Source organism: Mesorhizobium sp. P3_B5 (assembly GCF_056402815.1).
The window spans coordinates 136,919-162,595 of record NZ_JBFUGR010000002.1 but is presented as its reverse complement, the minus strand read 5'-3'; the positions used below and the strand labels follow the sequence as shown (position 1 = coordinate 162,595).

The following is a 25,677-nucleotide window of genomic DNA, read 5'->3' as shown; positions in this document are numbered from 1 at the left end:
GGGTCTGGCCGCAGCCGAACTCCACATGGTCGCCATCCTATGGTCATGCAATGACCCGCTGGGCGACACCTTCTGATCCCATTTGCCGGTTGAGGTGGGCGAGCCACCCAAAAACGACCGTTTGCCAAACGATGGAAAGGAAAATCCATGCGCAAGACGATACTTATTACAGCCACCGCCACCCTGATGCTGGCGAGCGCCGCCAGCGCCCAGCAACAGCCCGCGCAGCAACAACCGCCGGCTTCGGCCGCCCCCACGGCGCCCGGCACTCCGCCGGCAGCGCCGGCGATTCAGAGCATCAGCATCGTCGATATCAAGGAACTGCCTGAGGCTACACAGGCGAAGGTCAACGAAGTGATCGCCAAGCGCGGCGACGGCGACCTGCAGAAGCTGCGCGGCTCGATCGACGCCACGCCACAGGTCAAGTCGGCGCTCGAAGCCAAGGGGCTTACGTCGGCGCAGGTGATTGCCGCCAGCATGAACCCCAATGGCGCGTTGACCTTGATCACCAAGAAAGCGAGCTGACGATACGTTGCGGCGGACTGGCATCCGGTCCGTCCGCCGCATCAAAGGGCCGACAACACTCGACGCCGTCGAACTCACAGCTTGCCCATGATCTTCTGCTGAAACCCGTAGACCTCGCGTTTTCCCCCGAGCGGCACCAGCGTGACGTCGCGCTCCTGGCCCGGCTCGAAGCGCATGGCGGTGCCGGCGGCGATGTCGAGGCGCATGCCCCGCGCTCTGTCGCGATCGAACTTCAGACCCTCATTGGTCTCGAAGAAGTGGTAGTGGCTGCCGACCTGGATCGGCCGGTCGCCGCTGTTGGCGACTTTCAGCGACAGCGTCGGCAGGCCCTTGTTCAGTTCGATATCGCCGCCTGCGGTGATGATTTCGCCCGGGATCATCAGAACCTCACAACACGCCGAAGACGAGGCCGACGCCGACCACCGCGCAAGCGGCACCGGCAGCGCGAGCAAGGCCACGGAATCTGACGCCGAGGCCGAGGCCGACGGCATGCAGCATGGCGGTGGCGAGCAGCAGGATCGCCGAGAGGGCGATGCTTTTCATCGGAGCTGATATCATCGACGTGCCTTCCGTTTCAAAATCGTCGTCAGTTCAAGCGGCCTTGCGGGGGCCGCAGCCTTCGGCCTTGAGAACGCGTTTGGTCGACGCCGGATATTTCTTCAGCATCGCGGCCGGCCGGATCGGGCGCATGGAAAAATTGCCGCCGCAATTCGGGCAGGTGCCGCCCAGCACATTCTCAGCGCAATCAACGCAAAAGGTGCATTCGAAGGTGCAGATCAGCGCGTCCGTCGCCTCGGGCGGCAGGTCCTTGTCACAGCATTCGCAGTTGGGACGCAGTTCCAGCATGTTCGCCTCCTCACCTGATGGGTTCGTGCACGGTGACCAGCTTGGTGCCGTCGGGAAATGTCGCCTCGACCTGCACGTCGTGGATCATCTCGGCGATGCCTTCCATCACCTGCGCCCGGGTGACGACATGGGCGCCGGCCTCCATCAGTTCGGCCACCGGGCGGCCGTCGCGGGCACCCTCGACGACGAAATCGGTGATCAGCGCGATCGCTTCCGGGTGGTTGAGCTTGACGCCGCGCTCCAGCCGCTTGCGGGCCACGATCGCCGCCATGGCGATCAGCAGCTTGTCCTTTTCCCTTGGCGTCAGGTTCATGCGTTTTCCCGGAGTGGCAGAATCAAAGTGACCATAATTTGGGCAGACCCGCCCGCCCGTTGAGCAATTCGACAAGCGGAACCAGCCGCTTGCGGAGCTGGTAGCCGTCCTCGGCAAACAGCCTCGCAAGAAGCTTGCCAGATTTCTGGACGCTCCAGGCGCTGGCGTCGCCCTGGCCGCCGATGATGTCACGCGCCGGATCGAGCAAGGCTTCCGCCCGCGGCGAGACCATCAGCAGCGTCGCCACCGCGATGGCGCCGCCGGCCGCCGCCGGACGGTTCAAGGCGGTCGCAATGCCGGGGCCGATGCGGAAATCCTCGGCATGGGCGAGCGCGCCATTCTGATGGACGCGCCAGCGGTCGTGGAATTGGCCTTGGGTTGTACTTTCGCCCATGGCGAGGCGACCGAAGACCGTGGCCTCAAGCAGCAGCGCCTCGGCGCCGTCGGCGAGTTCGACGTCAAGCGTGCGGGCAAAGGCCGATCGGTCAAAGACAATGGTTTCCTGTGGCAGCCAGGCAATGCGGCCGTTTTCGCCAACCATCAGCCTGACCCGCACCTCGGCGCGGTCGGACGCGGCGCGATAGACCTTCTCGCAGGCCTGGGTGGTTATCGAGGCGGAAGCGCCGGCACCGACATCGATCTCCCAGCCGAGGCGGTCGCCGCCGGTCAACCCGCCGGCGGTGTTGATCAACACGGCTTCGAGCGGATCGACTGCCACGGCCGGCATGCGGATCTTGGCGGAGCCATCCTGATAGAGACGCTGAAGGCGCGTGCGGCCGCCACTTTTGCTGCAAACAAGCTGCGCCAGGCCGGCTGCGCGCTGGGCCGGCGGTGCTGAAATCGAGGTGTGTTCCATCGTGTCCACGGCCCAACGTTAAGCACTGCGGCGGCTTTGTCGATATATAGCTTGTTGCTTGACAACGTTTCCGTTTCTATAGAGGGAGCCACCCTGGAACGGTCATACAGCGCCTTGCTGGGTAAAAGGCGACGAGGATTCGAATCCGGGGACAGAGGGGCGCTGATCAGTTGGCGTCGGGAAACGACAGAGTTGGGGAAGAAACCGAATGGCTGACCAGCTGGCAACGGACATCATCGCCAAGATCAAGGCTCACGCGGAGCCGGGCGGCGAAGAAATCACCACCAGTACCGAATTGACCGCGCTTGGCATCCATTCGCTGGAACTGACCGAGATCATCTTCGATCTCGAGGAAGATTATGGCATCGAGATCGAGATGAACACGGTCGATGCCTGGAGCAATCTCAAGAATGTCGGCGACATGGTCGAGGCGGTTCGCGCGCTGATCGCGAAAAAAGCCTGAGCTGAATGCGCAAGCGGGTCGTCATCACCGGCATCGGCGGCATATGCGGGCTCGGCACCAATGCGCCCGCGATCTGGGGTGAAATGTGCGCCGGCCGCTCGGCCATCGGCCCGATCGCCAATTCCGAATTGCATGACCTGAAGGTCAGGGTCGGCTGCGAGATCAAGACGCTTCCCGATCATGGCATCAGCCACAAGCAGACCGTGTCGATGGACCGCTTCAGTCTTTTGGCGACGATCGCCGCGCGCGAGGCGATGCAGCATGCCGGACTGGCTTCGGACGAGGCCACCACCTACCGCATGGGCGCCGTGATCGGCGTCGGCGTCTGCGGCTGGGAAGCGATCGAAGAGAGCTATCGCGCCATCCTGCTCGAGGGCAAGAACCGCGCCGGCATCTTCACCGTGCCGAAAGTCATGCCGAGCGCGGCGTCGGGCCATGTCAGCATGGCGCTTGGCCTGCGCGGGCCGGTGTTCGGCGTCACCTCGGCGTGCTCTTCGTCAAACCATGCCTTTGCCTCGGCGGTCGACCAGATCAGGCTCGGCCGCGCCGACGTCATGGTCGCCGGTGGCACCGACGCGCCGCTGGTCTGGGGCATCCTGAAAGGCTGGGAAGCGCTGAGGGTGCTGGCGCCCGACACCTGCCGGCCGTTCTCGGCCGATCGTCAAGGCCTGTCGCTCGGCGAAGGTGCGGCCATGGCAGTGCTGGAAACCTACGAACACGCGATGGCGCGCGGCGCCAACATCCTGGCCGAAATTGCCGGCGCCGGGCTGTCGGCCGATGCGTCCGACATCGTCGCCCCGACCATCGATGGGCCGACGGCGGCGATGCGCGCATGCCTCGCCGATGCCGAACTCAATCCGGAAGACATCGACTATCTCAATGCGCATGGCACCGGCACCAAGGCCAACGACCAGATCGAGACGGCGGCGATCAAGCGCGTCTTCGGCGATCAGGCCTACAAGCTTTCCATCTCCTCGACCAAGTCGATGCACGCCCATTGCCTTGGCGCATCCGGCGCGCTGGAGATGATCGCGTGCGTGATGGCGATCCGCGAAGGCCTCGTGCCACCGACGGCCAATTTTCGGCAAGCCGATCCCGATTGCGATCTCGACATCACGCCGAACGTCGCGCGCGAGCGCAAGGTGCGCGCCGCGATCAGCAACGGTTTTGCCTTTGGCGGCACCAATGCGGTGGTGGCGTTCCGGGCGGTCTGAGCGTTTCCATCTTATCCGTGCACGGCCAAACGCTGGCGTATTGATCACAAAGGATTGCGCGCCTAACTGTTGGCAACCCGCCATGCAGCGCCCTTGCGCGCGAAATCCCCGAGCCGGAGCCCCTCGATGACCGACCTGTCCGCCTTTCCGATCACCCAGCGCTGGCCGCCCAAGCATCCCGACCGCCTCCAGCTGTATTCCGCGACAACACCCAACGGTGTGAAAATCTCGATCGCGCTGGAGGAGCTCGGCCTGCCCTATGAGGCGCACCTCGTCCAGATCGGCAAGAACGAGAGCTGGACGCCGGAATTTCTGTCGCTGAACCCCAACGGCAAGATCCCGGCGATCATCGACCCCAACGGCCCGGGCGGCAAGCCGATCGCCCTGTTCGAATCCGGTGCCATCCTGCTCTACCTCACCGACAAGACCGGCAAGCTGATCCCCGCCGATCCGACGCGGCGCTACGAGACCATACAGTGGGTGTTCTTCCAGATGGCCTCGATCGGGCCGATCTTCGGCCAGGTCGGCTTTTTCAACAAATTCGCGGGACGTGAGATCGCCGACAAGCGACCTCTCGAGCGCTATCGCGACGAATCGCGGCGGTTGATCGGCGTGCTCGAGACAAGGCTGAAGGGCCGCACCTGGATCATGGATGACGACTACACCATCGCCGACATCTCGATGCTCGGCTGGGTGCGCAATCTGATCGGCTTCTATGAGGCGCGGGAACTCGTCGGCTTCGACGATTTTCCCATCGTGGTGGCGTGGCTGGAGCGCGGCCTGGCGCGCCCAGCGGTGCAGAGGGGCCTCAACATCCCGGCGAGAGCCTGACGCGAGGCGAGGCAGAGCCGCGAGAAGCGGCTCGGCCTATTTCGCCTTGGCTTTGGCTTTTGAGCCGCCCCTGCCGATCACGGAAGCAGCGAGCGATGCGGCGCCTCTGGCCGTGGCGACAACCGCGCCGGCGGCAACATTGGCCGTCGCCTTGACCGTGCGCATGGCATTGCCTGCCATCGATCCGCCGGATGCCGCCTTCCTGGGCTTGGCGGCTTTTGGCGCGGTGGTTTTTGCCGCAGTCTTGGCCATGGCCGGCACCACTTTCTTGGGCGGCGCCTTGCCGAAAGCCGGCTTTGCATCCTTGGAGCGCGCCGCAATAGCCGGGCCTGCGCCTGCCTTTGCTTGCGTTGCCTTGGGTTGCGCTGTCTTGCCCTTGACGGGTTTTCTTGCCTTGGTTGCCATTGGACGTTCCCTCATGGCGGCACGATTGCCGGTTTGGGCGATAACGACCAGAAAGTCTTAAGGTTCCCGTTCGGAAATCCTGAGAATTATGCGTGATCGCCGATTACCAGGTCGGCTTGCCGCCGGCGGGCCAGCACGCGATCGATGTTGGGCATGTCGTTGGAGGCGATCCAGGCGCGGGCATCGGCGTCGGAACGGCCATGGCCATGCCAGCGCTCCAGCAGGCGGCGCTCGAGTTCGGAGCGCGGCACGTCGACATAGATCGTAAAATCGAACAGCGGCGCCAGGCGCGACCATGGCTCTTCGTCGAGCAAGAGGTAATTGCCCTCGACCAGGATGAATTTGGTCTCGGCTGCGACGATCCCCGCGGCGGCGCGCGACAGTTCCATGCTGCGGTCGAACACCGGAATGGCGATGTCGGGCTCGCTGGCGCGGATGCGCTTCAGCAGCGTCTCGAAGCCGTAGAAATCAAAGGTTTCCGGCGCACCTTTTCTGGAGCGAAGGCCACGCCGGTCGAGCACGATGTCGTCATAGTGGAACCCATCCATCGGCACGACTTCCGCGGCGCCTTCCGGCAAAAGATCATGCAGGCTGGCCGACAGCGTCGACTTGCCGGCGCCCGGAGGACCGGCAATGGCGACGATGAAGCGCGGCGCCTTGCCGGCACGCTTGAAGATGGTGGCCGCGAGATGGGCGATTTCGGACATTGGGCGCTTCCGGTTGTTCTTTTGCATCTTGTCGGCAGTTTGCGGAAATTTCAAACCGCGATTTGGCCTATTGGGCGACATCTGCCGACGTTAGCGCCGCGCCGGCGCTGGAAAATCAGCCAGGCTGGCCGATGCGCAGGAAATCGCTGTCGAAGGCGATATCGCGGGTCGAGCTGTCGGCTGCGGCCAGGCGCATGCGGCCATCCGACGTTGCGATGTCGCGGGGTGGTTCGCCGCCCGCCTGCGGCAGTGCGCCGATAACATGGCGGAAGGAGACTTCGCCGCCGAGCGCAAAGGCCGTCGCCACGCCTTCGCGCTTCAGCCAGTTGTCACTGATCGACGCGGCGTGACCGACCGCGGCGCGGCCGTCCTCGATGCCGAGCACGCCACGATGGCGGCCGTTCCACGGCGCGTAGTCGCGGCCGCCATTGCTGAACCACAGCATGGTGACTGGCAATTCGGCCGGGTTCTTCAGCACCAGCACGAGATCCTGTTCGGCCCGGCGCGCCAATGCCGTCCAGCCCAGCCCACCATGATCGGCCTCGACCAAAGTGAGGAAATCCTCGCGCAGCTGATCGTTGCGATAGTCGCCGAGGTCGGTCGTGCCGCCATCGGCGGTCGGAAAGCGCGTCAGGTCGGCGGAACGCGCGGGATAGGCGAGCAGAAAACGGCCGCGGGCCGGGTCGGGCTCCAGCGGCTCGTCCAGCGTCGCGGCAAAGCGCTTTGGCGAGAAGGCGAGCCGGCCGCCGTCCTGCATCGCGGTCATCGGATGGTGGGCGACGGAAATCGCGCCGGCGCCGCCGGAAAAGACGTGCTCCTGATAGAGGAAGGGGTGGCCATCGCGCAGCGTGAGGATCTTGTCGACGGTGGCGCCCATGACCTTGTGCTGCAGCCGGAAGGTGGCGCGCCAGCCATCCGATGTCGCGCTGCTGTCGACGACATCCCAGGCGCTGTTGGCCGGCCAGCCATGCAGCGGTGCTTCCTCGACATCGCTGCGCGAGAACGGCGCGCAGAGGAAATCGCCCGACAGGCGAACGGTGCCTTCGGGCAGGTTTTGCGGCAGCGTCTCGTCCGTGTCGACCCAGGGTGCGCGGTGCAGCGGCTTCAGCTGGCGGCCATCGATGTCGACCGCCATGTCGGCGAGATGGCCGACCGTGAGGTCGAGCGCAACCGAAATGCCGTTAGCCTTGATCGTGATCCTATCCATGCGCGCACCTGCTGATTCTGCCCGCGCCAGCAAAAGCCGGTCAGGGCGGATTGCGCAAGCGTAGGGGCTGGCATTTTGCATCAGACGAGGGAACCATAGTGGAGTGATGGCCAATCGTGGACTGTCCGCGCCGCCCCTCATCCGCCTGCCGGCACCTTCTCCCCGTATAGTGACGGGGAGAAGGGTTCTGGCCGCTACTGCCGCTTGTACTCCCTCACCGGTGACTGGGTGCCGTCCATGTAGGTGACCTGCACCGACATCGACTTCACGCTGTCGGCGACCTTGAAATAGGGCTGGTAGTCGTAGGGGATGGCGTAAGGGTCCTTCTTGTCGCAAGGCGGCATCTTGATCTCCTTGTCGAGCGCCGCACCGTTCAGGCCGTAATGCACCTGCTTGATGGCGCAGCGGAACGACAGCATCTGGCTGAAATAGACCAGGCCGTGATTGCCGCTGGCATCGAAGGCGATCCACGAGGTCCAGAACTGGTCGAGGATCTGCTTCGAGCCTTGCTGCAGGGCGGCGTCCGGATCGAAGCTGATGTCGAACGGGCCGGTCTCGCGTCCCCTCAGATCGAGATATTTGATGGCGATGGTGGTGGCCGCGGTGCTGTCGGGCAGCTCGAAGCTCGGATTGGGCATCGGCTTGCCGGTGCGCTGGTCGTTGACCGCCAGGAAGCCGGTGTCGGTGAACGGGCCGCTGCTGCCGAGACGCCAGGAAATGGCCGTGGCCACCTCGGGCAGCGAGATGGTCATCGACCAGCCCTGGTTCGAGCGCATCGGCGTCAACGTCGGTGCAAAACGCGAGGGGTCGAGCACGTCGCCAAGGGCGGCCAGCCGGCTGCGACTGCGGTCCAGCCAGTCGGCGAGCTGGGTCTGGTCGACGAAATACTTCAGCAGCCCGCCATCCTTTTCGTAGGACACGAATTTGGTCAGCGCCTGGGCTTCGCTGCGTTTGTCGGACAGCGACTGGCTGCCGAGGCGATCCTCCGAAAACTCCTGCGCCAAAAGATAGTAGGCCGGCGCGAAATCGGGATTGGCTGATATGAAGGCGTTGAGCTTGTCGATGCGCTGGGCATCGTCGAACTGTTCGAGATGGACGAGCTTGATCGACAGCGCCTTGCCCTTGTCGGCCAGCGCGCCGAACACTTCGCGCGAGCCCGCCTTGCCGTCCTGCACGCGCAGCAGCGTGGCAAAGCGCGTGTAGGGATCGATGGCGTCGACATCGAAACCGGCAAAGGCGAGATAGGAGCGCCGCGCATTGAGCATGTCGCCCGACAATTCGTAGACGCGGGCATTGTGATAGTACTCGTCGGGACGCTTGGGGTCGGCGATCGCCCCGCCCTGGGCGGCGAGTGCCGCAAACCCCTTGGCGATGGTGTCGATCGAGACGGCGATCTGCTCGGTGGTCGCCTGCAGTTTCTCGGCCTGCGCCGCCTGCTGCTTCTGGCCGGCGGCTAGCGTCTCGGTGGTTTGCTTGACCGCCTCGACGCTCTTTTGCGTTTCGGCGCCCTGCACGGCCTGCTGCTGCTGGGTCGAGGCGATCTCCTCGGTCGTCTTGGCCACCGTGTCGGTGGTCTGCTTGACCGCCTCGACCGTCTGCTGCGTCTCGGTGACGGTTTTCTCGATCTTGGCCACCTTGGCCGAGACGATGCCCATCGACTGCTGCAGCTGAGCGATGGCCGGCACCAGGCCGGCGATCACCCCGTTTTGCGAATTGGTCTGCTGTTGCAACCCGTAGACGCCACCGGCAACCGCGGCGGCGCTAGTGGCAAAGATCAGCGCCGGCAGCGCCTTGGCCGCCAGCACCAGTCGCAACACAATGGCGATGGCAATGATGGCTGCCGCGACCGAGGCGACCAGCGCGATATAGGCGGCGAACGGCGCCAGCGGGTTGAGGATGTCGGAAGCCGCCCCGCCGATAAAGGCGACGCTGCCGGCCCATTTGCCGGTGCGGCTGAGAGATGCCCTGATCAGCGACGGCGCCTGCGCGCCGAGTTCCATGCTCATATTAACCCCCAAGCCAAATGTCGCACCACAATTAACAGCAGCGCGACCCCGAAGGCAAAACAGAACAGGAAACAGGCGATTTCGGGGCGGTGGCGGTGGTCGAGCCCCGCCTTCCAGCGTTGGTGGTTGGCGAAAGCGGAGGTCGTTCCGATCTCCCCCCTTGCGGGGGAGATGTCCGGCAGGACAGAGGGGGTGGGAAGGATCGCCAGCTTCTGATTTCAGCCACTTCGACGAGAACTCGTTTGAAGGCAGGGCTGCGATTGATTGACAGGGTCGGCGGGACAGCACCCCCCTCTGCCCTGCCGGGCATCTCCCCCGCAAGGGGGGAGATCGGCAGCTTCACTGGCAGCGCGTCCCGCGCCACCGTTAACCAAATGGACGAAGCAATCGGGTTAGGCTAGGTTCCGGCCCTCTCAGCAACAGCTTGCTTCGGAACCGACTTGCCCGCTTTCCGCTTCCCTTCCCTCGTCCAGAGATTTGTCGCGGCGTTGACGCTGCTGCTGTTTGTTGCCGGCTGCACCACCGCGCCGCCCGACAGCGTGCTGGCGGTGCCGGCGCCGCCGCAGAAATATGCGGCTGTCGTCATCGACGCCAGCAGCGGCAAGCAGCTGTTCGAGGTCAATTCGACGGCGCAGCGCTATCCGGCCTCGCTGACCAAGATGATGACGCTCTATTTGCTGTTTGAGGCGCTGGACTCCGGCCGCGTCACTAAGGAGACACAGATCCCGGTTTCGGACAATGCCGCCCGGCAGCCGCCGACCAAATTGCGCTTCAAGCGCGGCGAGACCATCGATGTCGATTCGGCGATCCGCGCCATCGTCGTCAAATCGGCCAATGATGTGGCGGTGGCCATCGCCGAATATCTCGGCGGCTCGGAAGAGGCGTTTGCCGGCGCCATGACCGCCAAGGCGCGCCAAATCGGCATGACAAGCACGGTGTTCCGCAACGCATCGGGCCTGCCCGACGACGACCAGCACACGAGCGCGCGCGACATGGCGGTGCTGGGCATGGCGCTGCGCGCCCGCTTCCCGCAGCAATTCCACTATTTCTCCGAAAGCGACTTCATGTTCCGCGGACGGCTGGTGCGCGGCCACAACGACATGCTCGGCCGGGTGCGCGGCGTCGACGGCATCAAGACCGGCTACATCAAAGCCTCCGGCTTCAACATCGTGACCTCCTACGATGCCGACGGCCGCCGGCTGATCGTGGTGGTGATGGGCGCCGACAGCGCCAGGCAGCGCAACGACCACGTCGAAGCGCTGATCCAGCGCAGCCTGTCGCCGACCAGTGCGAATGCCAAGACAAGGCTGATGTACGCAGGGCAGCAGCCAACCGCTTCGCCGCTACCCGGTTTGCCGCTACCTGGTTTGCCGGAGCAATAGAAGCTTTGAGACGCTGGCRGGACAGCGCCCCCCTCTGTCCTGCCGGACATCTCCCCCACAAGGGGGAGATTGGCAGCTTCGGCGCCCCGCTCAATCCTGCAAAGTTGGCGATTGGCGAAAGCCGGCGCGACATCCGATCTCCCCCCAAGTGGGGGAGATGTCCGGCAGGACAGAGGGGGGCGCGAAGGATCACTACAGATCTCACCCGCACGGGCAATCACAAGAACTTGTTTGGTCACACCAGCTTCACAGTCGCGATGGATATGCCGCGCCGGCTTGGCGTATCGTATCGGAAAGCCCGAGAAACAGGAGCACTGACCATGGCCGGCGACCCCAAGGCATCCGCGCAGAAGGCGGCAGACGACGCGAAACTGTCGGGCGGCGAATATCTCGAGGCGGCCACCGTGGCGGACGACGCGCCTGCGGACGAGCATCTCGAAGCCCCTGATGTGCCGGACTCCGAGCCGACCCTGCCCGGCGCATCGCGGGTCAAGCCGAAGAAGAAGCCGTCGGCGATATCAGGCCGGAAGTTCCACAAGCGCGACCTGGTGCGCATAGACGAACTGCGCCCGAGCCTCGCCGACCGCATCCGCGCCGACCATCCGGACCTGCCGCATGGCGCCCGCATCAGCCGCGCCGAGCTCGGCCGCTACCGCATGCGTTACATGGAGGAGCTGCTGCAGCAGGAGCACGGCGAATTCTCCGAGCTCGACCGCCAGGTGGTGGAATCGATCGCCAGGCAGGACACGATTTCGGAAAACTCGGAAGAGGAATTCGAGGAACACCGGACGTTTGCCGACCGCGTCTCGGACAATATGGCGGCGTTCGGCGGCAGCTGGTGGTTCCTGATCTCGTTCGCCAGCGTGCTTGCGGTGTGGATCGGCATCAATCTCATCGAGGGCATGGGGGGCGCTTTCGACCCCTATCCCTTCATCCTCTTGAACCTGCTGCTCTCCTGCATTGCCGCGATCCAGGCGCCGATCATCATGATGAGCCAGAAGCGGCAGGAAACCAAGGATCGGCTGCGCTCCTTCAACGACTACCGGGTGAACCTGAAGGCGGAGCTCGAAGTGCGGCACCTGCACGAAAAGCTCGACTACCTGATCTCGCGCCAATGGACGCGGCTGGCCGAAATGCAGCAGATGCAACTGGATGCGATGCACGAGCTCACCGGCGCGAAGAAGCCGAAGCGGGCGACACGGGGGGTGCGGCGGCGGGTGATGAAGGGTGAGGCGGCGGGGTGATGGACGCGCCAAGCTCCAACGAAGCGATGCCAATTGCCCGTTGAAGCCCGCGCCGGCTTCCGCTAAGAAGCCGTGGCTGGCCGGTTCACCGGCTGGTTCGTTTTCAAGATCGCCGATCCTGAAGGCACCCGTAGCTCAGCTGGATAGAGCGCTGCCCTCCGAAGGCAGAGGTCACAGGTTCGAATCCTGTCGGGTGCGCCACTGATTTCAATCACTCATGTCTTACTTGGCTGCTCGATAGCCAGTTCCCGCACGGCAGCCCCGCCAATAGCCATTGACCATGTCAGCTCCGCTGGCGGGCGTTTGGAAATTGTCGATTCTTTGCGGCAATTGTGAACTATCTATCTCAAGCAACTGGAAATACAATAACAACGATTTCCAGTAACTCCTATTCAGTAGGAAACTAAAAACGCTACACTGGCGTAATGATATTGGTAACCGATGTCATTCAGCCTGTGCCCGGGTAACCAATACGGGGAGCATCATAAATGGTTTTCTTGCGGAATCTTACCAAGATCTTGGCGAGAGGTGCGGTTGTCGTCGCTTTGTCTTTTCCCGCTAGCGCGGCCGGGCTCGGCTTGGGCCTCGGTGGCGGCGGTGGGGTCAATGCCGGCGCCTCGGTCGGTGGCGGTGGCGTCGGGGTCGGCGCTTCCGTTGGCGGCACCAGCGGCGTCACCGCCGGTGCGGGCGCCACGGTTGGCGGAACTGGCGGCGTTTCCGCGGGCGCCGGTGCATCGGTCGGCGGTGGTGTCAGCGCCGGTGTCGGCGTTGGCGTCACCAGTCCGAGAGATCCCAACCAGCCGGCGATAGCCACGCCGCCAGCGGTGGCTGCGCTTTCCGCCATGTCGAAAAGCCAGATCGCCCGGATGAAGAAACGCTGCGCCAGCGTGCTCAGCGGCCAGGGCACCTACGATCGCGACCTGAAGCAGCTCTGCCTCCTGCTGGCGCGCCGCTGAGCGTTCGCAGTATTGGCAGTATCGGACAGGCCGAAGGCTTTGACGGCTCCATCCCGATGCGATCGGGATGGAGTTCTGTTTTCTCCCTTGAGCAGCCGGCCCGCGCACCACCGCGAACGCAGGCTGACTATGCGTGAACCATCGCCTGCAGCCACGCTGTGATGGCGTCGAAATCGATCGCCTTCGTCGTGTCGACATCAAACAGCGGTCCGCGCCGCAGCGGCTCGGCGCGTTTGGCCAGTTCGATCAGCTCGGGGATGTAGGCCGCGCCGGGATGGCCAGGAAGGCGCTGGTCGAGCCGGGCGCGATAGCGCTCGGCCAGGACTTCGCCGGGGGCATGGCACCAAATCTCGGCGGTCTCGACGATTCCGGCCTTTTGCAAATGATCCTCGAGCAGCTGGCGCGGTTGGAAGCCGAACCAGGCGTCGACGACGAAAATGCTGCCGGCAGGGGCTTCGCCGACGACCGACCAGATGGCCTGGTAGCTGGCGCGGCCGAGCGTGCGGTTGAATTCGCGGTCGCCGCCGCCGAGCGCTTCGAGGAACGGGTTCTTGATCGTATCCAGCGCCAGCAAGGGCCAACCCATGCGCTCGGCAATGCCGCGCGAGACCGTGCTCTTGCCTGAGGCAGGGATGCCGTTGACCAGCACGGCGCGTCGGGCGGCAGGCCGGCCCGGGCCGAGCCGCGCGGATGGCAAGGATACTGGTGCGGCAGCGACCTTCGCTTTTGCCGCCAGCGCTTGCAGGCCGGCGCCGATGACGCCAGCGTCGTCGCCGAGCTGCGCCGGCTCCACCGGGCATTGATACCATGGCGCCAGGGCCGGGGCGCAGGCGAGCGCCCTGTGCGCCGCGTGGCCAAGCCCGCCGCCGAGCAGCACCAGATCGGGGGCGAACATGGCGACCGCGGTGTCGATTGCGGCGCGCAGCGGCCTCGCCCATGCTTCCAATATGCCGCGCGCGACGGCATCGCCGTCGGCATCCCTGGCAAACAGCTGATCGACCGACACGTCGGGGCCGAGGCCGGCGCGGGCGATGTGGCGGCCAAGGGCGGTGCCGGAGCTGGTGGTTTCGACGCAGCCGCGCCGGCCGCAGATGCAGAGCTCGCCGTTCAGGTCGACGCCGATATGGCCGAGCTGGCCCGCCGTCGCCTTGCCGCGCACGATCTGCCTGTTTTCAGCCGCCGCGCCGCCAATGCCGGTGCCGATGGTGAACATGACGATGTTGTTGTGGCCCTTGCCGGCGCCGCGCGCCATTTCGGCTGTCAGCGCCATGTTGCAGTCATTGTCGATGATGACGGGCTTGCCGGCCATGCTTTCCAGCCGCTGCGCGAGCGCAACCGAAGCGAGGTCGACATAGCCGCCGGACAGCACCGCGCCGCGCCGCGCTTCGACGCGACCGGGGACGCCGACGCCGATCGCCGCCACGTCGGGCGCGTCGAGCTGGTGCACCATGTCGGCAATGCGGCCGAGAACGAGCTCCGGGTCGGGCGCGCTTTTCTCGGACAGGCGTTTGAGGATTTCGCCGGTGGCGGAAATGCGGGTGGCCCGCAGATTGGTGCCGCCGATATCGATTCCGATGGCCATCGATCTTTGAGGCATGACGTTCCGTACCTGTCTGAACCCTGCTCCAAGGTGTGTTGAGATTCAGGTCAGGCCGAGTCGAGAATGGCTGATACCGAGAACCGGAGCGGAGCGTACTTGAAGTACGTGAGCACCGGCCTACGCCGACCGTAGCCTTAACTGCCACGGCCACTCAAGAGCGCTTCGGCCGGCGAAGGCCGGAAGCGCAGGTATCAGTCATTCGCAGGCCGGCATCACCTGAATATCAGCATGCCTTAGGCGGCTTTCTGCCGGTAATTGCCAATCACTGCCTGCAGCTCGCGCAATCTCGACACGGCGATGGTCTTGAGCTTTTCACGCTGAATGTCACGGTCGAGCGAGATGCAGTCCTTCCACAGCGAGCGGCCGGCGATGACGCCCGAGGCGCCGTTCTGCATGGCGATTTCGACCTGGCCAAGGAAGGTCGCGTGGTTGACGCCGGCCGACAGCACCGCCCACGGCACGTCGCCGGCCATGCTGGTGATCCGGGCGCAGGATTCCGGCGTGCCGGGATAGGGAAGCTTCAGCACCTTGGCGCCGCAGTCCAGCGAGATGCGGGTGCCTTGCTCGACCAGCGAGGGGATCTTGGCCGTATAGTCCTCAACGCTTTCGCCTTCGAGCTGATAGGTCAGGAACTCGACGACGAGCAGCAGGTCTTCCCTACCGAAATCGGCGATGCACTGGCGCAGAATGGCAGTGTTGTGCTCGTTCGCCTCAGGCTTGTCGGCCCTGAGATAGACCATGATCTTGCCGCCGGTGCCGCCGAGTTCGCGCACGCGGCGCGCGTCGATGCCGGGAACGAGGCGCGACAGGCGGTAGCCCTGCGGCGTCACATCGAAGCCGGAGGCGTCGAGGCCGATGAGCAGCGCCGTATCGCGGTTGAGCACGCCTTCATCGACCACCCGCGGCACGGCGCAGAGCGGGTCGAGCAGCACGCAGGAGGCCTGGCTGGCGAGGTAGCGGGTGATGTCGGCCTTGGTGTCGCCCAGCATGTCGTTGGTGATCTTGGCCTGTTCTTCGGGGTCCGACGCCAGAAGCGTGCGCATGCCGCCGCGCTGGTCGCAGGCGATGGCCATCATTGCGCCGTCCTTGCCGCAGATCTGCTGGTAGCCGCGCAACTCTGCAGTCGTCATCTTGGTCATGGTGTTTTGTCCGATGTTGGCGCCCCAGGGCGCAATTTTGTGGAACAGGACGGTTGCCTACCTCGCGGCAGGCATGCCGCATCGATCTGCTATCGAACCCTGAAAATCCGGCCGGACCCCACAAGGTGCCGTGGGAACGAACTCACGTTGCAGGTCTGCCCGATTTGCGCGATAACTCGATCAGTCGCCGGACCTGTAACACATTGCTGAAAGGAATTGCAAGCTGTCTGTCCCCTCAGCAAACGATGCGGCCGCATCGCGGACGATGCTGCATACGGTCGCCAAGATGCATTACGAGGCGGAGATGTCGCAGGTCGATATCGCGCGCCGGCTCGGCGTCTCCACCGCGACCATATCGCGGTTGCTGCAGCGGGCCAGGGCAGAAGGCATCGTGCGCATCGAGGTTCTCGACCTGGCAACGCCCGAGATCATCACCACGCAGCTGATCGACGGGCTCGGGCTGCGCACTGCCGCGGTGGTCGAGACACCGGCGGCCGGTGCGCTGGCGGCGCTCGCCGCACCGCTCGGCGCCTTGCTCAGGCAAGCCGAGCTGGCGGCCGGCTCGGTGGTCGCGATCGGCTGGGGGCGCGCCATCCGCGAGGTGATCCGCGCCGGCCTGCCCCGCATTCCCGGCGTTCTCACCGTCGCGGCCACCGGCGGCATGCAGCAGCAGGCGGCGCATTTCCAGATCAACGAGTTTGTGCGCCTCGCCGCCGAGGAGTTCGGCGGCACGCCGCACTTCATCCATGCGCCCTATCTGCCGTCGACCGAATTGCGCGAGGTTTTTCTTAGCGATGCGGCCATTGCCGACAGTGTCGCGCTGTGGGACCGCACCGATGTGGCGATCGTCGGCATCGGCCTGCCGCATGCCATCAACCCGCCCGAGGCAAGTGCCGCGACGCTGAGCGAACAGGCGCTGTTTCATGCCGCAGGCGACGTCATCCGCCACTATTTCGACGCCGACGGCACGCTGATCCCTTGGGAAGGCGAGAGCCGGATGATCGCCATGTCGCCGGCCCAGCTTCGCGCCGTGCCGTTGGTCATCGGCGTCGCCGCCTTGCCGGAAAAGGCGAGCGCCATCATCGGCGCTGTGCGGGCCAAGCTCATCAACGCGCTGATAACCGACACCAAGACGGCGCAGGCCATCCTCGACGCCTTGCCGCGGTAGAGTCGTCCGCCCGACTGCAAAAATCACCCTTTTGCTGGACCATGATCTCCCCCGAAAACCGGTTTCCCCTTTTCGGGATCATGCTCTAGTCTCCCGCGGGGGCTCCGCGGAGCAGGCAGATGCCGTCCGTTTTGAAAAGCGTTTCGGCCCGGGAAATACCCGGTTGCAATTTCTTTCAGCAAAGTGTTACAACTTTTCAGCTAGGCACGCATGCGTGTCGGGCAGCGCGGTTCTCTGGACCTTGCGGAGGCAAGGAAACGGAACCGCCGATATCAGGCCGGTCGGTTTCGACCGGCTGACCTAACGACTTGGGAGGCGCCTGGGAGGAGCTGCCCGTAACAGCAAGCAGGCGTTTCCGGCCGTCAGCCCTTGAACAGATCGACGGCCATTTCGATTCCAATCGCAACGGCAAATCTGCCAACACCCATGAGGAGGATGTCATGAAGAAGATCGTTGCCGCGCTCGCGGCTCTCGCCATCAGCGCAACGGCGCTGATCGGATCGGCTCAGGCCGAAGACAAGAAGTTCACCATTGCGCTCGTTCCGGGCCTGACCACCGACGGTTTCTACATCACCATGCGCAAGGGCGCCCAGGCGGCAGCCGATGCACTTGGCGTCAACCTGGTTTTCCAGGGCGCCCCGGATTTCAATCCGGTCACCCAGGTCCCCGTGCTTGACGCCGTCATCGCCAAGAAGCCGGACGCCATCCTGATCGCGCCGACCGACAAGGTTCAGCTGGTCGAGCCGCTGCGCAAGGCCAATGATGCCGGCATTCCGGTTATCACCGTCGACACCTTCATCGGCAGCGGCGTCTACCAGACCGGCGCCGGCGATGCGGATTTCCCGCTGGCCTATATCGCTTCGGACAACGTGCTGGGCGGCGAGATTGCCGCGCGGGCGCTCGCCACCGCCATTGGCGACAAGGGCAAGGTCTACGTTTCCAACGTCAAGCCCGGCATCTCGACCACCGACCAGCGTGAAGAAGGCTTCAAGAAGGAGATGGCCAAGCATACCGGCATCACCGTGCTCGAGACCCAGTTCAACGAGGACGACGCCAACAAAGCGGCGTCGCAGCTGCAAGCGGTGTTCGCGCGCAACCCCGATCTCGTCGGCGTGTTCGGCGCCAATTTGTTCTCCGCGCTGGGTGCCGCCAATGGCGTCAAGCAGGCCGGACAGAGCGGTGTCGTCAAGGTCGTGGCGTTCGACGCGCCGACCAGCATCGTCGACAACATCAACACCGGCCTGGTCGACGTTGCGATTGCGCAGCATCCGGCCGAGATCGGCTATTTCGGCGTCGTTTCGGCCTATGCCCATCTGACCGGCCATTCGATCCCGGTTGCGATCGGCACCGGCTTCACGATCATGGACAAGTCCAACATCGCGGATCCGAACATCTCGAAGTATCTTTACTCCGAATAAGTCCTCACTCTGGTCTCCTCCCGGCGAGCCGGGAGGAGACCGATGCCCGGTATCGCGCCGGGACCCTGTTTGACACAGGCCTGGCCAGGACAGCCAAGCCGCGGATCGGATGCATTGATGACGTCAACATCACAACAGGTCGAAAAGCATGTCGCCCCCCAGGCGGACCATGGTGATCCCACCAGAACCTTGCTCGGCCGGATCGCCGAAGGCCGGGCCTGGCTGTTCCTTGCCGGCCTGATCATCTGTTTCGAGGTCTGGTCGCGGCTCTCCTTCGGCGCCACCTTCGTGCTCAATCCGTTCAACGTGCAGTCCATTGCAATCTTTGCCGTTGCGCCGTTGCTGCTGGCGACCGGACAGACATTCGTCATCATTTCGGGCGGTATCGACCTCTCGCTGGGCTTCATCATGGGGCTGGCGGCCGTCATCGCCGCGCACGCGACCAACATGGCGGGCGCCGCAATCCCGCTGCCGCTGGCCATGCTGGCCGGCATCCTGGCTGCCGTGCTTGTCGCCGGCGTGCCCGGCGTCATCAACGGCCTGTTGATCTCGCGGCTCAGAATCCCGCCCTTCATCGGCACGCTCGGCATGTTCGGCGTGGCGCGCGGCGCTGCCTACCTGCTCGCCGGCGGCACCACGGTGCCGGTGCAGAATTCCTGGTTCGCGCTGCTCGGCAACGGCAAATTCTACGGCGTGCCCTATCTCGTGATGATCACCGCCATCTTCGTCATCGTGATGCACTATTTGCTCAGCCAGACCCGGTTCGGCCAGCACAATTACGCCATCGGCGCCAACGTCCAGGCGGCGCGTCGCGCCGGCATCGACATCAGGGGGCACATACTGCGCCTCTACGTGCTGTCGGCGATGTGCGCCGGCCTTGGTGGGGCGCTCTATGCGGCGCGCTTCACCGCCGGCGCCGCGCAGGCCGGCGAGCCGCTGCTGCTCGACAGCGTCGCGGCCGTGGTCATCGGCGGCGCCAGCCTGTTCGGCGGCTCCGGCACCATCTTCGGCACGGTCGCCGGCGCGCTGGTGATCGCGGTCATCCAGTACGGGCTGGTTTTCGTCAATGTCGAGCCGTTCTGGCAGTTCATCGCTGTCGGCGTCGTCATCATCATCTCCGTCCTAATCGACCAGGCGCAGCGCCGGTTCAGTGGAGCTCGCCAGGATGAATAGTTCCGATCAGACCACACCGCTTCTCGAAGTTCGCCACCTTTCCAAGCATTTTGGCGCGGTGCAGGCGCTCAACGATTTCTCCATGGCCGTGCGGCCGGGCGAAGTGGTGGCGCTGGCCGGCGACAACGGCGCCGGCAAGACGACGCTGATCAAGGCGATATCGGGGGTGTTTCAGCCGACCGGCGGCGAGATCCTGCTCAGGGGCCAGCCAGTCACCTTTGCGACGCCGCAGGAGGCGCGCGAAAAGGGCATCGAGACCATCTACCAGGACCTGGCACTGGCCGACAATCTGTCGATCGGCGCCAACATCTTCCTCGGCCGTGAACCCATGCGCAAGGCCTTCGGCTTCCTGCCGGTGCTCGACCGCAAGGCGATGGCCGTCGCCGCCAAGCAGACCATGAGCCGGCTGGATTTCCATGTCAGCCGGCTGGAGGCCCCGGTCAGCAATTTCTCCGGCGGTCAACGCCAGGCTGTCGCCATCGGCCGGGCCGTCTATTGGGACGCGCAGATCCTGATCATGGACGAACCGACGGCAGCGCTTGGCGTGCCCGAGCAGCGCAAGGTCATTTCGCTCATCCACCAGCTCAAGGCACAAGGCCGCGGCGTGATCTTCATCTCGCACAATCTGCAGGACATTTTTGCCGTGTCCGACCGCATCGTCGTGCTGCGGCGCGGCGTCCAGGCCGGCGAGCGCAAGATCTCGGAAACCAACCACGATGAAGTCGTCAAGCTGATGGTTGGCGGATAGAGCGCCGGACGGCGAGCCGACGCTTTAGCCCACCGATGTTTCGCGCGAACTCGTGGACGGCCCGGCGACAGCGCTTACCGACTCCCTTTCCACCAGCGGACACTCCAGCTTGGTGATGGGATACCGCCCACGGCCAGGCGGGGCCGGCACTTCCAGCTGTTCGATCGCCCATTGGCCCATTGCCATGTGCGGCAGGATCGAGGTCGTCAGCGGCGGGAACAGATGGCGGGCGATTTCCTCGTCGTCATAGCCGACGACTGAGATGTCCTGGGGAATGTGCAGGCCGGCTTCCTTCAGCGCTTCGTAGCAGCCGATGGCGGTGCGGTCGTTCTGGCAGAAGATGGCGGTCGGGCGATCCTTCAGCGCCAATAGCTTGACGGTGGCGGCATAGCCGGCGCTGGCCGACCAGTCGCCCTCGACCACCAGTTCCGGATCGAACGGGATGTCGGCCGTGGCCAGCGCCCGGCGGTAACCCTTGAGCCTATCCTGCGCCGCCTGCATCCAGGGTTCACCGGTGATGGTGGCGATGCGGCGGTGGCCATGGCTGATCAGATGGCGGGTGGAACTCTGGCCGCCGGCGATCTCGCTCGGCACCACGGCGGGGAAGGCATAGTCGGCGGTGTAGCAATTGAGCAAAATGACCGGGATGTCGAGACCGTAGAGATAGTCAGGGGCAACGATCTCGCGGGTGAAGATGGTCATGTAGATCAGCGCCGAAATGCCCCGCTTGGTCAGTGCTGCAATGGCGCGCGGCTCCATGACGGAATCGCCCAGCGTCTGCGCCACCAAAAGCACATTGCCGGCATTCCACGAGGCTTGCCGCGCGCCTTCGATAGCAACGACCGCTTCCGGGCTGGTCGCCAGCTGGTCGACGGCAAAGCCGATCACCCCGTCCAGCCCGTCGAAGGCGGGCACCGGGCGTTGCAAGGCGGAAAAGGCGGGCGGTGAATAGCCAAGCGTGCGCGCCGCCTCGATCACCCGCTCGCGGGTCTGCTGCGACAGCCTGATGCCCGGCGTGTTGTTGAGCACGAACGAAACCGTCGCCTGCGAGCAGCCCGCGGCCCTGGCGATGTCGGTCATGGTGACACGGCCCTTGGGGTTTTTGCCCGCTGGCTTGCGGCGCCGGGAAACCTCGGGAGAGGGATCGCGCAGTTCCGTCGGTTCGCTCATTGCAGTCTCGTCCCCCATCCCAGCCTGTCTAACCACAGGCCGGCACAACAGCAAGATGGTCCGGTGGCGTGCGTTTATAATCTGACCGCGCGCCAATGATTATTAGCATCCCGGCTACCATACAGCCGTCCGCGACGCGTGAGCAGGCAAGGCATCAGGCAACGTCTGATAGGGCAAGACCTTGCGGTGGCTCTTCTTTTTCGCTCCGCCACGGCTCGCATCGACCGCAAACCTCCCCGTCTTCGCCGCCATCTCCACAACCGACCTCGCGATTTCCAACCGGAAACTAATACTATTTACTAATACCCGTAAGCGTTCTAACGTCAAATGGTCATGCAAAGCTCGGGATCGAGCAGCGATGACTGGAGCAGGCGTATGGCACGATATCGGGCAGGCTGCGGCCGGCAGGACAATGCCATACGTTCACGGAAATGTCAGACAAATCGGACTATTTACGAACCGCAAATGAGTCTCTAAAGTCCACGACGTGGCTGGAACGGCGCCGTTCTTTCGCTGCCCTAGAAGCGCCTTGAGGAGAGGGCGTCCAAGCCACAAACGACAATTTTCTGATCAGCGAAAATGTCTAAGCCAAATGGGAGGTTGAACATGAAATCTGCAATACGAAACGCATCCGTAGCCGCGGCTGCCCTGCTGCTGGGATTGTCGGCGACGGCGATCGCGCGTGCCGACGACAAGCCGACACTGGCCTTCGTCGTCAACGGCGCTTCCGATTTCTGGAAGGCGGCGGAAGCCGGCGTCAAGAAGGCGCAGGGCGAACTGCCCGACTACAATCTCGAACTCAAATATCCGGAGCAGTCGTCGGTCGCCATCCAGCAGCGGCTGATGGACGATCTGGTGACCGCCGGCGTCAAGGGCATCATGGTGTCCGCCGTCGACCCCAAGACCTCGACCGACGGCCTGAACAAGATCGCTTCTGAAACGGCGCTGTTCACCACCGACAGCGACGCACCGCAGACCAAGCGCGTCGCCTATATCGGCTCGTCCAATGTCGATGCCGGCAAGCAGGCGGCCGAGATTGCCAAGAAGGCGATGCCCGACGGCGGCAAGTGCCTGGGCTTCGTCGGCCTGCTCGGCGCCGACAATGCCAAGGAACGCATCCAGGGCATGAAGGACGGGCTCGCCGGCAGCAAGATCGAGCTGGTCGACGTGCGCGGTGACGATATCGACCAGGCGCGCGCCAAGAAGAATGTCGAGGACGCGCTGGTCGCCAGCCCCGACATCACCTGCATGGTCGGCTTCTACTCCTACAACACGCCGCGCATCTATGAAGCGCTGCGCGACGCGGGCAAGCTCGGCTCGATCACCGTCGTCGGTTTCGATGACGATCCGATCACGCTGGGCGGCGTCAAGGAAGGCACCGTGGCGGCGACTGTCGTGCAGCAGCCCTTCGAATGGGCCTATCAAGGCATGAAGCTGATGGCGGCCTATCTCAAGGGCGACAAGTCGGGCATTCCGGAAGGCGGCCTGATCATCGTGCCGACCAAGATCATCGGCAAGGATGACGTCGACGCCTATGCCGCCAATCTGAAGGCGATGTCCGGGAACTAAGCGAATGAATTGCGCCGGCTCGGGTTCATCCCGGGCCGGCGGTTCGCATTGACGAACCCGGCAAGGGTCGTCAGTCTGCAGATGGGACTATTTCGTTCCACCGGCTGCTGTCAGGCATGATGAATTACTCCGACACATCCATCGTTGCATCCACTCCGTTCCTCAGCCTCGAGGGCGTGCGCAAGACCTATCCCGGCGTTGTCGCGCTGGATGGGTTTTCGATGGAGGTCAGGCCGGGCGAAGTGATCGGCCTGGTCGGTGAAAACGGCGCCGGCAAATCGACGCTGATGAAAATCCTTGGCGGCGTGACGACGCCGGACACCGGTACGATCACCGTCGACGGCGTCGCGCATCACGGGCTGACCGTCGAAGGGAGCCTCGGTTCGGGCATCGCCTTCGTCCACCAGGAACTCAACCTGTTCGAAAACCTCGACGTCGCCGCCAATATCTTTTTCGGCCGCGAGCCGTTGCGTGGCGGTCCGCTCAGGCTGGTCGACCGGGTAAAACTTCGCTCCATGGTGGCGCCGTTGCTGAAGCGGGTTGGTGCCAACTTCTCGGCCGACACGCCGGTTTCGTCGCTGTCGCTGGCGCAGCAGCAGATGGTCGAAATCGCCAAGGCGCTGTCGATCAAGGCGCGACTGGTGATCCTGGACGAACCGACGTCGAGCCTGCCGCTCGCCGAGACCGACAAATTGCTCGATGTCATCGCCGCGCTGAAGGCCGACGGCATCAGCGTCATCTTCATCTCGCACCGCCTGCACGAGGTCGAGCGGGTCGCCGATCGCGTCGTCGTGCTCAGGGACGGGCTGCTTGCCGGCACCTTGCCGAAGAGCTCGATCAATCACGACCAGATGGTCAAGCTGATGATCGGCCGCATGCTGAAGGAGCGCGAGAAGGCCGCCGAAGCGGCGCGCGCGCCGGGCAGCGTCGCGCTGTCGGCCAAGGCCATCCGCACCGGCGCCTATCCCGACCGTCCGGTCGACCTCGACGTCAGGCATGGCGAGATCCTCGGCCTGGCCGGGCTGGTCGGCTCCGGCCGCACCGAACTGGCGCGCGTGCTGTTCGGCATCGACAAGAGCTTTGGCGGCACCTTGCAGCTCGACGGGCAAAGCCTGGTTCTGGGTTCCGCCGCCGACGCGGTGGCCAGCGGCATCTTCCTGGTGCCGGAAGACCGCAAACTGACCGGCATCCTGCTTGATCTCTCGATCGCGCAGAATATTTCGCTGCCGAATTTGCCGGCGCATGCCAGGCGTTCCCTGGTTTCCGCCAGCACCGAGGCCGCCACGGCCGAGAAGCAGAAGACCAATCTCGGCATCAAGGCGCCATCGGTGCAGACGCGCACCGGCACGCTCTCGGGCGGCAACCAGCAAAAGGTGGTGCTGGGCAAATGGCTGGCGATGGACCCCAAGGTGATGATCCTGGACGAGCCGACGCGCGGCATCGACATCGGCGCCAAGGCCGAGATTTACGGGCTGATGCGGGCGCTGGCCGATGCCGGCGTCGCGGTGCTGATGATCTCCAGCGACATGGAAGAGGTGATCGGCGTTTCGGACCGCATCGCCGTCATGCATGAGGGCCAGATCTCCGGCATTCTCGACAAGGAACACTTCAGCCAGGAAAACGTGCTGTTGCTGGCTGTCGGCAAGAAGCCGAACTAGGTCTTGTTTTTGCCGCTGTCGCAAAACGGCGGAACAGTTTTGCAGAACCTGCTCAAGCGGGCATTGGGGAGAAGACGATGAGCAAGAAAGATCTCGGCCTGCTGATCCTGATCCTGGTGGTCGGAGCGGTGGTGGCGATCATCAATCCGCGCTTCCTGTTGCCGATCAACCTTGCCAACACCTCGAACCTCATCGGCCTGTTCGGCATCCTGTCGATCGGCCAGGCCTTCGTCATCATCACCGGCGGCATCGAATTGTCTGTGGGATCGGTGGTGGCGCTGCTCGGTACGCTGTTTATCGACTTCATCGCCGTGCGCGGTTTGGGATGGCCGATCGCGCTGCCATTGATCCTGGTGCTCGGCGCCATCATCGGCCTGGTGCATGGCTGGCTGATCACGCGGCTGAAATTGCAGCCCTTCGTGGTGACGCTCTGCGGTTTGCTGATCTATCGCGGCGTGGCGCGCTTCTACACCGCCGACGGAACCGCGGGCTTCGGCTTCGGGCAGAATTTTCCGGAGCTCGAATTCCTGACGGCGGGGCGCAGCTGGGGCGTGCCGAACAGCTTCATCGCGCTGATCGTCATCGCCATCGTCATGTGGGTGGTGCTGCACCGCTCGGTGTTCGGCCGCTACCTCTACGCCATCGGCAAGAACGAGGAAGCGGCAAAATATTCCGGCATTAGAACGGGGCGCGTCGTCATGGCCGCCTATGTCATCTGCGGCGTTCTGACGGCGCTGTCAGCGGTCTATTTCGCCATGTACACGCGCTCGATCTCGCCGGCCAGCCACGGCCAGTTCTACGAGCTTTACGCCATTGCGGCGGCGGTGCTCGGCGGCTTCTCGCTGCGCGGCGGCGAAGGCTCGCTGATCGGCGTGATCCTCGGCACGGTGCTGCTGCAGGAGCTGCAGAACCTCGTCAATCTGCTCGGCATCCCCTCCTCGCTCAACTTCGCGGTGATGGGCGGGGTTATCCTGATCGGTGTGCTGGTCGACCAGCAATGGGGCGTGTTCCGGGCGCGGCGGCTGATGATGGACGCGACACGCAAAAGCGTGGCCGGTGCGGCGGCGGAGTAGTGATCT

General features: G+C 64.2%; 26 protein-coding genes and 1 tRNA gene. 15 read left to right on the top strand and 12 right to left on the bottom strand.

What is annotated here, in order from left to right; all coding sequences use genetic code 11:
• Positions 1-147: 147 nt before the first annotated feature.
• The gene (locus AC1DVW_RS05815) at positions 148-525 is read left to right on the top strand and encodes a hypothetical protein (RefSeq protein ID WP_477240711.1); all 378 of its coding nucleotides are present in this window, start codon (positions 148-150) and stop codon (positions 523-525) included.
• 74 nt (positions 526-599) lie between these two features.
• Here AC1DVW_RS05815 and AC1DVW_RS05810 read toward each other — a convergent pair whose 3' ends face one another.
• From AC1DVW_RS05810 to AC1DVW_RS05790, 5 genes are read right to left on the bottom strand one after another with little or no spacing between them, the layout of a single operon-like run.
• Complete coding sequence (locus tag AC1DVW_RS05810) at positions 600-905, bottom strand: urease subunit beta (RefSeq protein ID WP_477321790.1); 306 nt, start codon at positions 903-905, stop codon at positions 600-602.
• 7 nt (positions 906-912) lie between these two features.
• Complete coding sequence (locus AC1DVW_RS05805) at positions 913-1,068, bottom strand: hypothetical protein (protein ID WP_477240707.1); 156 nt, start codon at positions 1,066-1,068, stop codon at positions 913-915.
• Between the two features lie 48 nt (positions 1,069-1,116).
• The gene (locus AC1DVW_RS05800) at positions 1,117-1,371 is read right to left on the bottom strand and encodes a DUF1272 domain-containing protein (RefSeq protein WP_477240705.1); all 255 of its coding nucleotides are present in this window, start codon (positions 1,369-1,371) and stop codon (positions 1,117-1,119) included.
• A 10-nt stretch (positions 1,372-1,381) separates the two neighbouring features.
• Positions 1,382-1,684, bottom strand: coding sequence for an urease subunit gamma (locus AC1DVW_RS05795; protein ID WP_023693076.1), 303 nt, complete (start codon positions 1,682-1,684; stop codon positions 1,382-1,384).
• A gap of 22 nt (positions 1,685-1,706) precedes the next feature.
• Complete coding sequence (locus tag AC1DVW_RS05790; protein WP_477322632.1) at positions 1,707-2,540, bottom strand: urease accessory protein UreD; 834 nt, start codon at positions 2,538-2,540, stop codon at positions 1,707-1,709.
• Positions 2,541-2,748: 208 nt separating this feature from the next.
• Here AC1DVW_RS05790 and AC1DVW_RS05785 point away from each other — a divergent pair, with 208 nt between their 5' ends.
• The 3 genes from AC1DVW_RS05785 to AC1DVW_RS05775 all read left to right on the top strand — a co-directional run bounded on the left by AC1DVW_RS05785 (position 2,749) and on the right by AC1DVW_RS05775 (position 5,048).
• On the top strand, positions 2,749-3,003 hold the full coding sequence (locus AC1DVW_RS05785; protein ID WP_477240701.1) for an acyl carrier protein: 255 nt from the start codon (positions 2,749-2,751) through the stop codon (positions 3,001-3,003).
• Positions 3,004-3,008: 5 nt separating this feature from the next.
• Positions 3,009-4,217 carry a beta-ketoacyl-[acyl-carrier-protein] synthase family protein gene (locus AC1DVW_RS05780; RefSeq protein WP_477321788.1) on the top strand — a complete coding sequence of 403 codons (1,209 nt, stop codon included), beginning with the start codon at positions 3,009-3,011 and terminating at the stop codon, positions 4,215-4,217.
• Between the two features lie 126 nt (positions 4,218-4,343).
• Positions 4,344-5,048 (top strand): glutathione S-transferase family protein, encoded by a 705-nt coding sequence (locus AC1DVW_RS05775; protein WP_477321786.1) that lies wholly within the window; start codon positions 4,344-4,346, stop codon positions 5,046-5,048.
• Positions 5,049-5,084: 36 nt separating this feature from the next.
• Here the strand turns inward: AC1DVW_RS05775 and AC1DVW_RS05770 are convergent, their stop codons facing one another.
• The 4 genes from AC1DVW_RS05770 to AC1DVW_RS05755 form a co-directional block, all read right to left on the bottom strand.
• Positions 5,085-5,453, bottom strand: coding sequence for a hypothetical protein (locus tag AC1DVW_RS05770; RefSeq protein ID WP_477274331.1), 369 nt, complete (start codon positions 5,451-5,453; stop codon positions 5,085-5,087).
• 86 nt (positions 5,454-5,539) lie between these two features.
• Positions 5,540-6,160: a nucleoside triphosphate hydrolase gene (locus AC1DVW_RS05765; protein WP_477274329.1), complete on the bottom strand. Its 621-nt coding sequence runs from the start codon at positions 6,158-6,160 to the stop codon at positions 5,540-5,542.
• A gap of 115 nt (positions 6,161-6,275) precedes the next feature.
• Positions 6,276-7,367 (bottom strand): hypothetical protein, encoded by a 1,092-nt coding sequence (locus AC1DVW_RS05760; protein WP_477321784.1) that lies wholly within the window; start codon positions 7,365-7,367, stop codon positions 6,276-6,278.
• 194 nt (positions 7,368-7,561) lie between these two features.
• Positions 7,562-9,367, bottom strand: coding sequence for a methyl-accepting chemotaxis protein (locus AC1DVW_RS05755; protein WP_477322630.1), 1,806 nt, complete (start codon positions 9,365-9,367; stop codon positions 7,562-7,564).
• 446 nt (positions 9,368-9,813) lie between these two features.
• Here AC1DVW_RS05755 and AC1DVW_RS05750 point away from each other — a divergent pair, with 446 nt between their 5' ends.
• The 4 genes from AC1DVW_RS05750 to AC1DVW_RS05735 all read left to right on the top strand — a co-directional run bounded on the left by AC1DVW_RS05750 (position 9,814) and on the right by AC1DVW_RS05735 (position 12,955).
• Positions 9,814-10,755 (top strand): D-alanyl-D-alanine carboxypeptidase family protein, encoded by a 942-nt coding sequence (locus AC1DVW_RS05750; protein WP_477321782.1) that lies wholly within the window; start codon positions 9,814-9,816, stop codon positions 10,753-10,755.
• 320 nt (positions 10,756-11,075) lie between these two features.
• Positions 11,076-11,999, top strand: a complete 924-nt coding sequence (locus AC1DVW_RS05745) for a DUF1003 domain-containing protein (RefSeq protein WP_477321780.1) — start codon at positions 11,076-11,078, stop codon at positions 11,997-11,999.
• A 124-nt stretch (positions 12,000-12,123) separates the two neighbouring features.
• Positions 12,124-12,200 (top strand) — tRNA-Arg (locus AC1DVW_RS05740).
• 287 nt (positions 12,201-12,487) lie between these two features.
• Positions 12,488-12,955, top strand: coding sequence for a hypothetical protein (locus tag AC1DVW_RS05735; RefSeq protein ID WP_477240683.1), 468 nt, complete (start codon positions 12,488-12,490; stop codon positions 12,953-12,955).
• 127 nt (positions 12,956-13,082) lie between these two features.
• Here the strand turns inward: AC1DVW_RS05735 and AC1DVW_RS05730 are convergent, their stop codons facing one another.
• Together AC1DVW_RS05730 and AC1DVW_RS05725 are read right to left on the bottom strand one after the other, a co-directional pair.
• Positions 13,083-14,537, bottom strand: coding sequence for an ROK family protein (locus AC1DVW_RS05730; RefSeq protein ID WP_477321778.1), 1,455 nt, complete (start codon positions 14,535-14,537; stop codon positions 13,083-13,085).
• Between the two features lie 251 nt (positions 14,538-14,788).
• The gene (locus AC1DVW_RS05725) at positions 14,789-15,694 is read right to left on the bottom strand and encodes a tagatose-bisphosphate aldolase (RefSeq protein WP_477321776.1); all 906 of its coding nucleotides are present in this window, start codon (positions 15,692-15,694) and stop codon (positions 14,789-14,791) included.
• A gap of 265 nt (positions 15,695-15,959) precedes the next feature.
• Here AC1DVW_RS05725 and AC1DVW_RS05720 point away from each other — a divergent pair, with 265 nt between their 5' ends.
• The 4 genes from AC1DVW_RS05720 (at position 15,960) to AC1DVW_RS05705 (ending at position 20,201) form a co-directional block, all read left to right on the top strand.
• On the top strand, positions 15,960-16,862 hold the full coding sequence (locus AC1DVW_RS05720; RefSeq protein WP_477321774.1) for a sugar-binding transcriptional regulator: 903 nt from the start codon (positions 15,960-15,962) through the stop codon (positions 16,860-16,862).
• Positions 16,863-17,302: 440 nt separating this feature from the next.
• Complete coding sequence (locus tag AC1DVW_RS05715) at positions 17,303-18,280, top strand: ABC transporter substrate-binding protein (RefSeq protein WP_477240675.1); 978 nt, start codon at positions 17,303-17,305, stop codon at positions 18,278-18,280.
• A 117-nt stretch (positions 18,281-18,397) separates the two neighbouring features.
• Complete coding sequence (locus tag AC1DVW_RS05710) at positions 18,398-19,453, top strand: ABC transporter permease subunit (protein WP_477321772.1); 1,056 nt, start codon at positions 18,398-18,400, stop codon at positions 19,451-19,453.
• Positions 19,446-20,201 carry an ATP-binding cassette domain-containing protein gene (locus tag AC1DVW_RS05705; RefSeq protein ID WP_477240671.1) on the top strand — a complete coding sequence of 252 codons (756 nt, stop codon included), beginning with the start codon at positions 19,446-19,448 and terminating at the stop codon, positions 20,199-20,201. The genes AC1DVW_RS05710 and AC1DVW_RS05705 overlap by 8 nt, the downstream gene beginning before the upstream one ends.
• 24 nt (positions 20,202-20,225) lie before the next feature.
• On the opposite strand, the gene AC1DVW_RS05700 is transcribed toward AC1DVW_RS05705, so the two are convergent.
• On the bottom strand, positions 20,226-21,371 hold the full coding sequence (locus AC1DVW_RS05700) for a LacI family DNA-binding transcriptional regulator (protein ID WP_477321770.1): 1,146 nt from the start codon (positions 21,369-21,371) through the stop codon (positions 20,226-20,228).
• A 606-nt stretch (positions 21,372-21,977) separates the two neighbouring features.
• Here AC1DVW_RS05700 and AC1DVW_RS05695 point away from each other — a divergent pair.
• The 3 genes from AC1DVW_RS05695 to AC1DVW_RS05685 all read left to right on the top strand — a co-directional run bounded on the left by AC1DVW_RS05695 (position 21,978) and on the right by AC1DVW_RS05685 (position 25,671).
• A complete protein-coding gene (locus AC1DVW_RS05695) occupies positions 21,978-22,940 on the top strand; it encodes a sugar-binding protein (protein ID WP_477240667.1) in 963 nt (320 codons plus the stop codon).
• A 119-nt stretch (positions 22,941-23,059) separates the two neighbouring features.
• On the top strand, positions 23,060-24,598 hold the full coding sequence (locus tag AC1DVW_RS05690; RefSeq protein ID WP_477322628.1) for a sugar ABC transporter ATP-binding protein: 1,539 nt from the start codon (positions 23,060-23,062) through the stop codon (positions 24,596-24,598).
• Positions 24,599-24,675: 77 nt separating this feature from the next.
• The gene (locus AC1DVW_RS05685; protein ID WP_477274295.1) at positions 24,676-25,671 is read left to right on the top strand and encodes an ABC transporter permease; all 996 of its coding nucleotides are present in this window, start codon (positions 24,676-24,678) and stop codon (positions 25,669-25,671) included.
• The last annotated feature ends 6 nt before the right edge of the window (positions 25,672-25,677 follow it).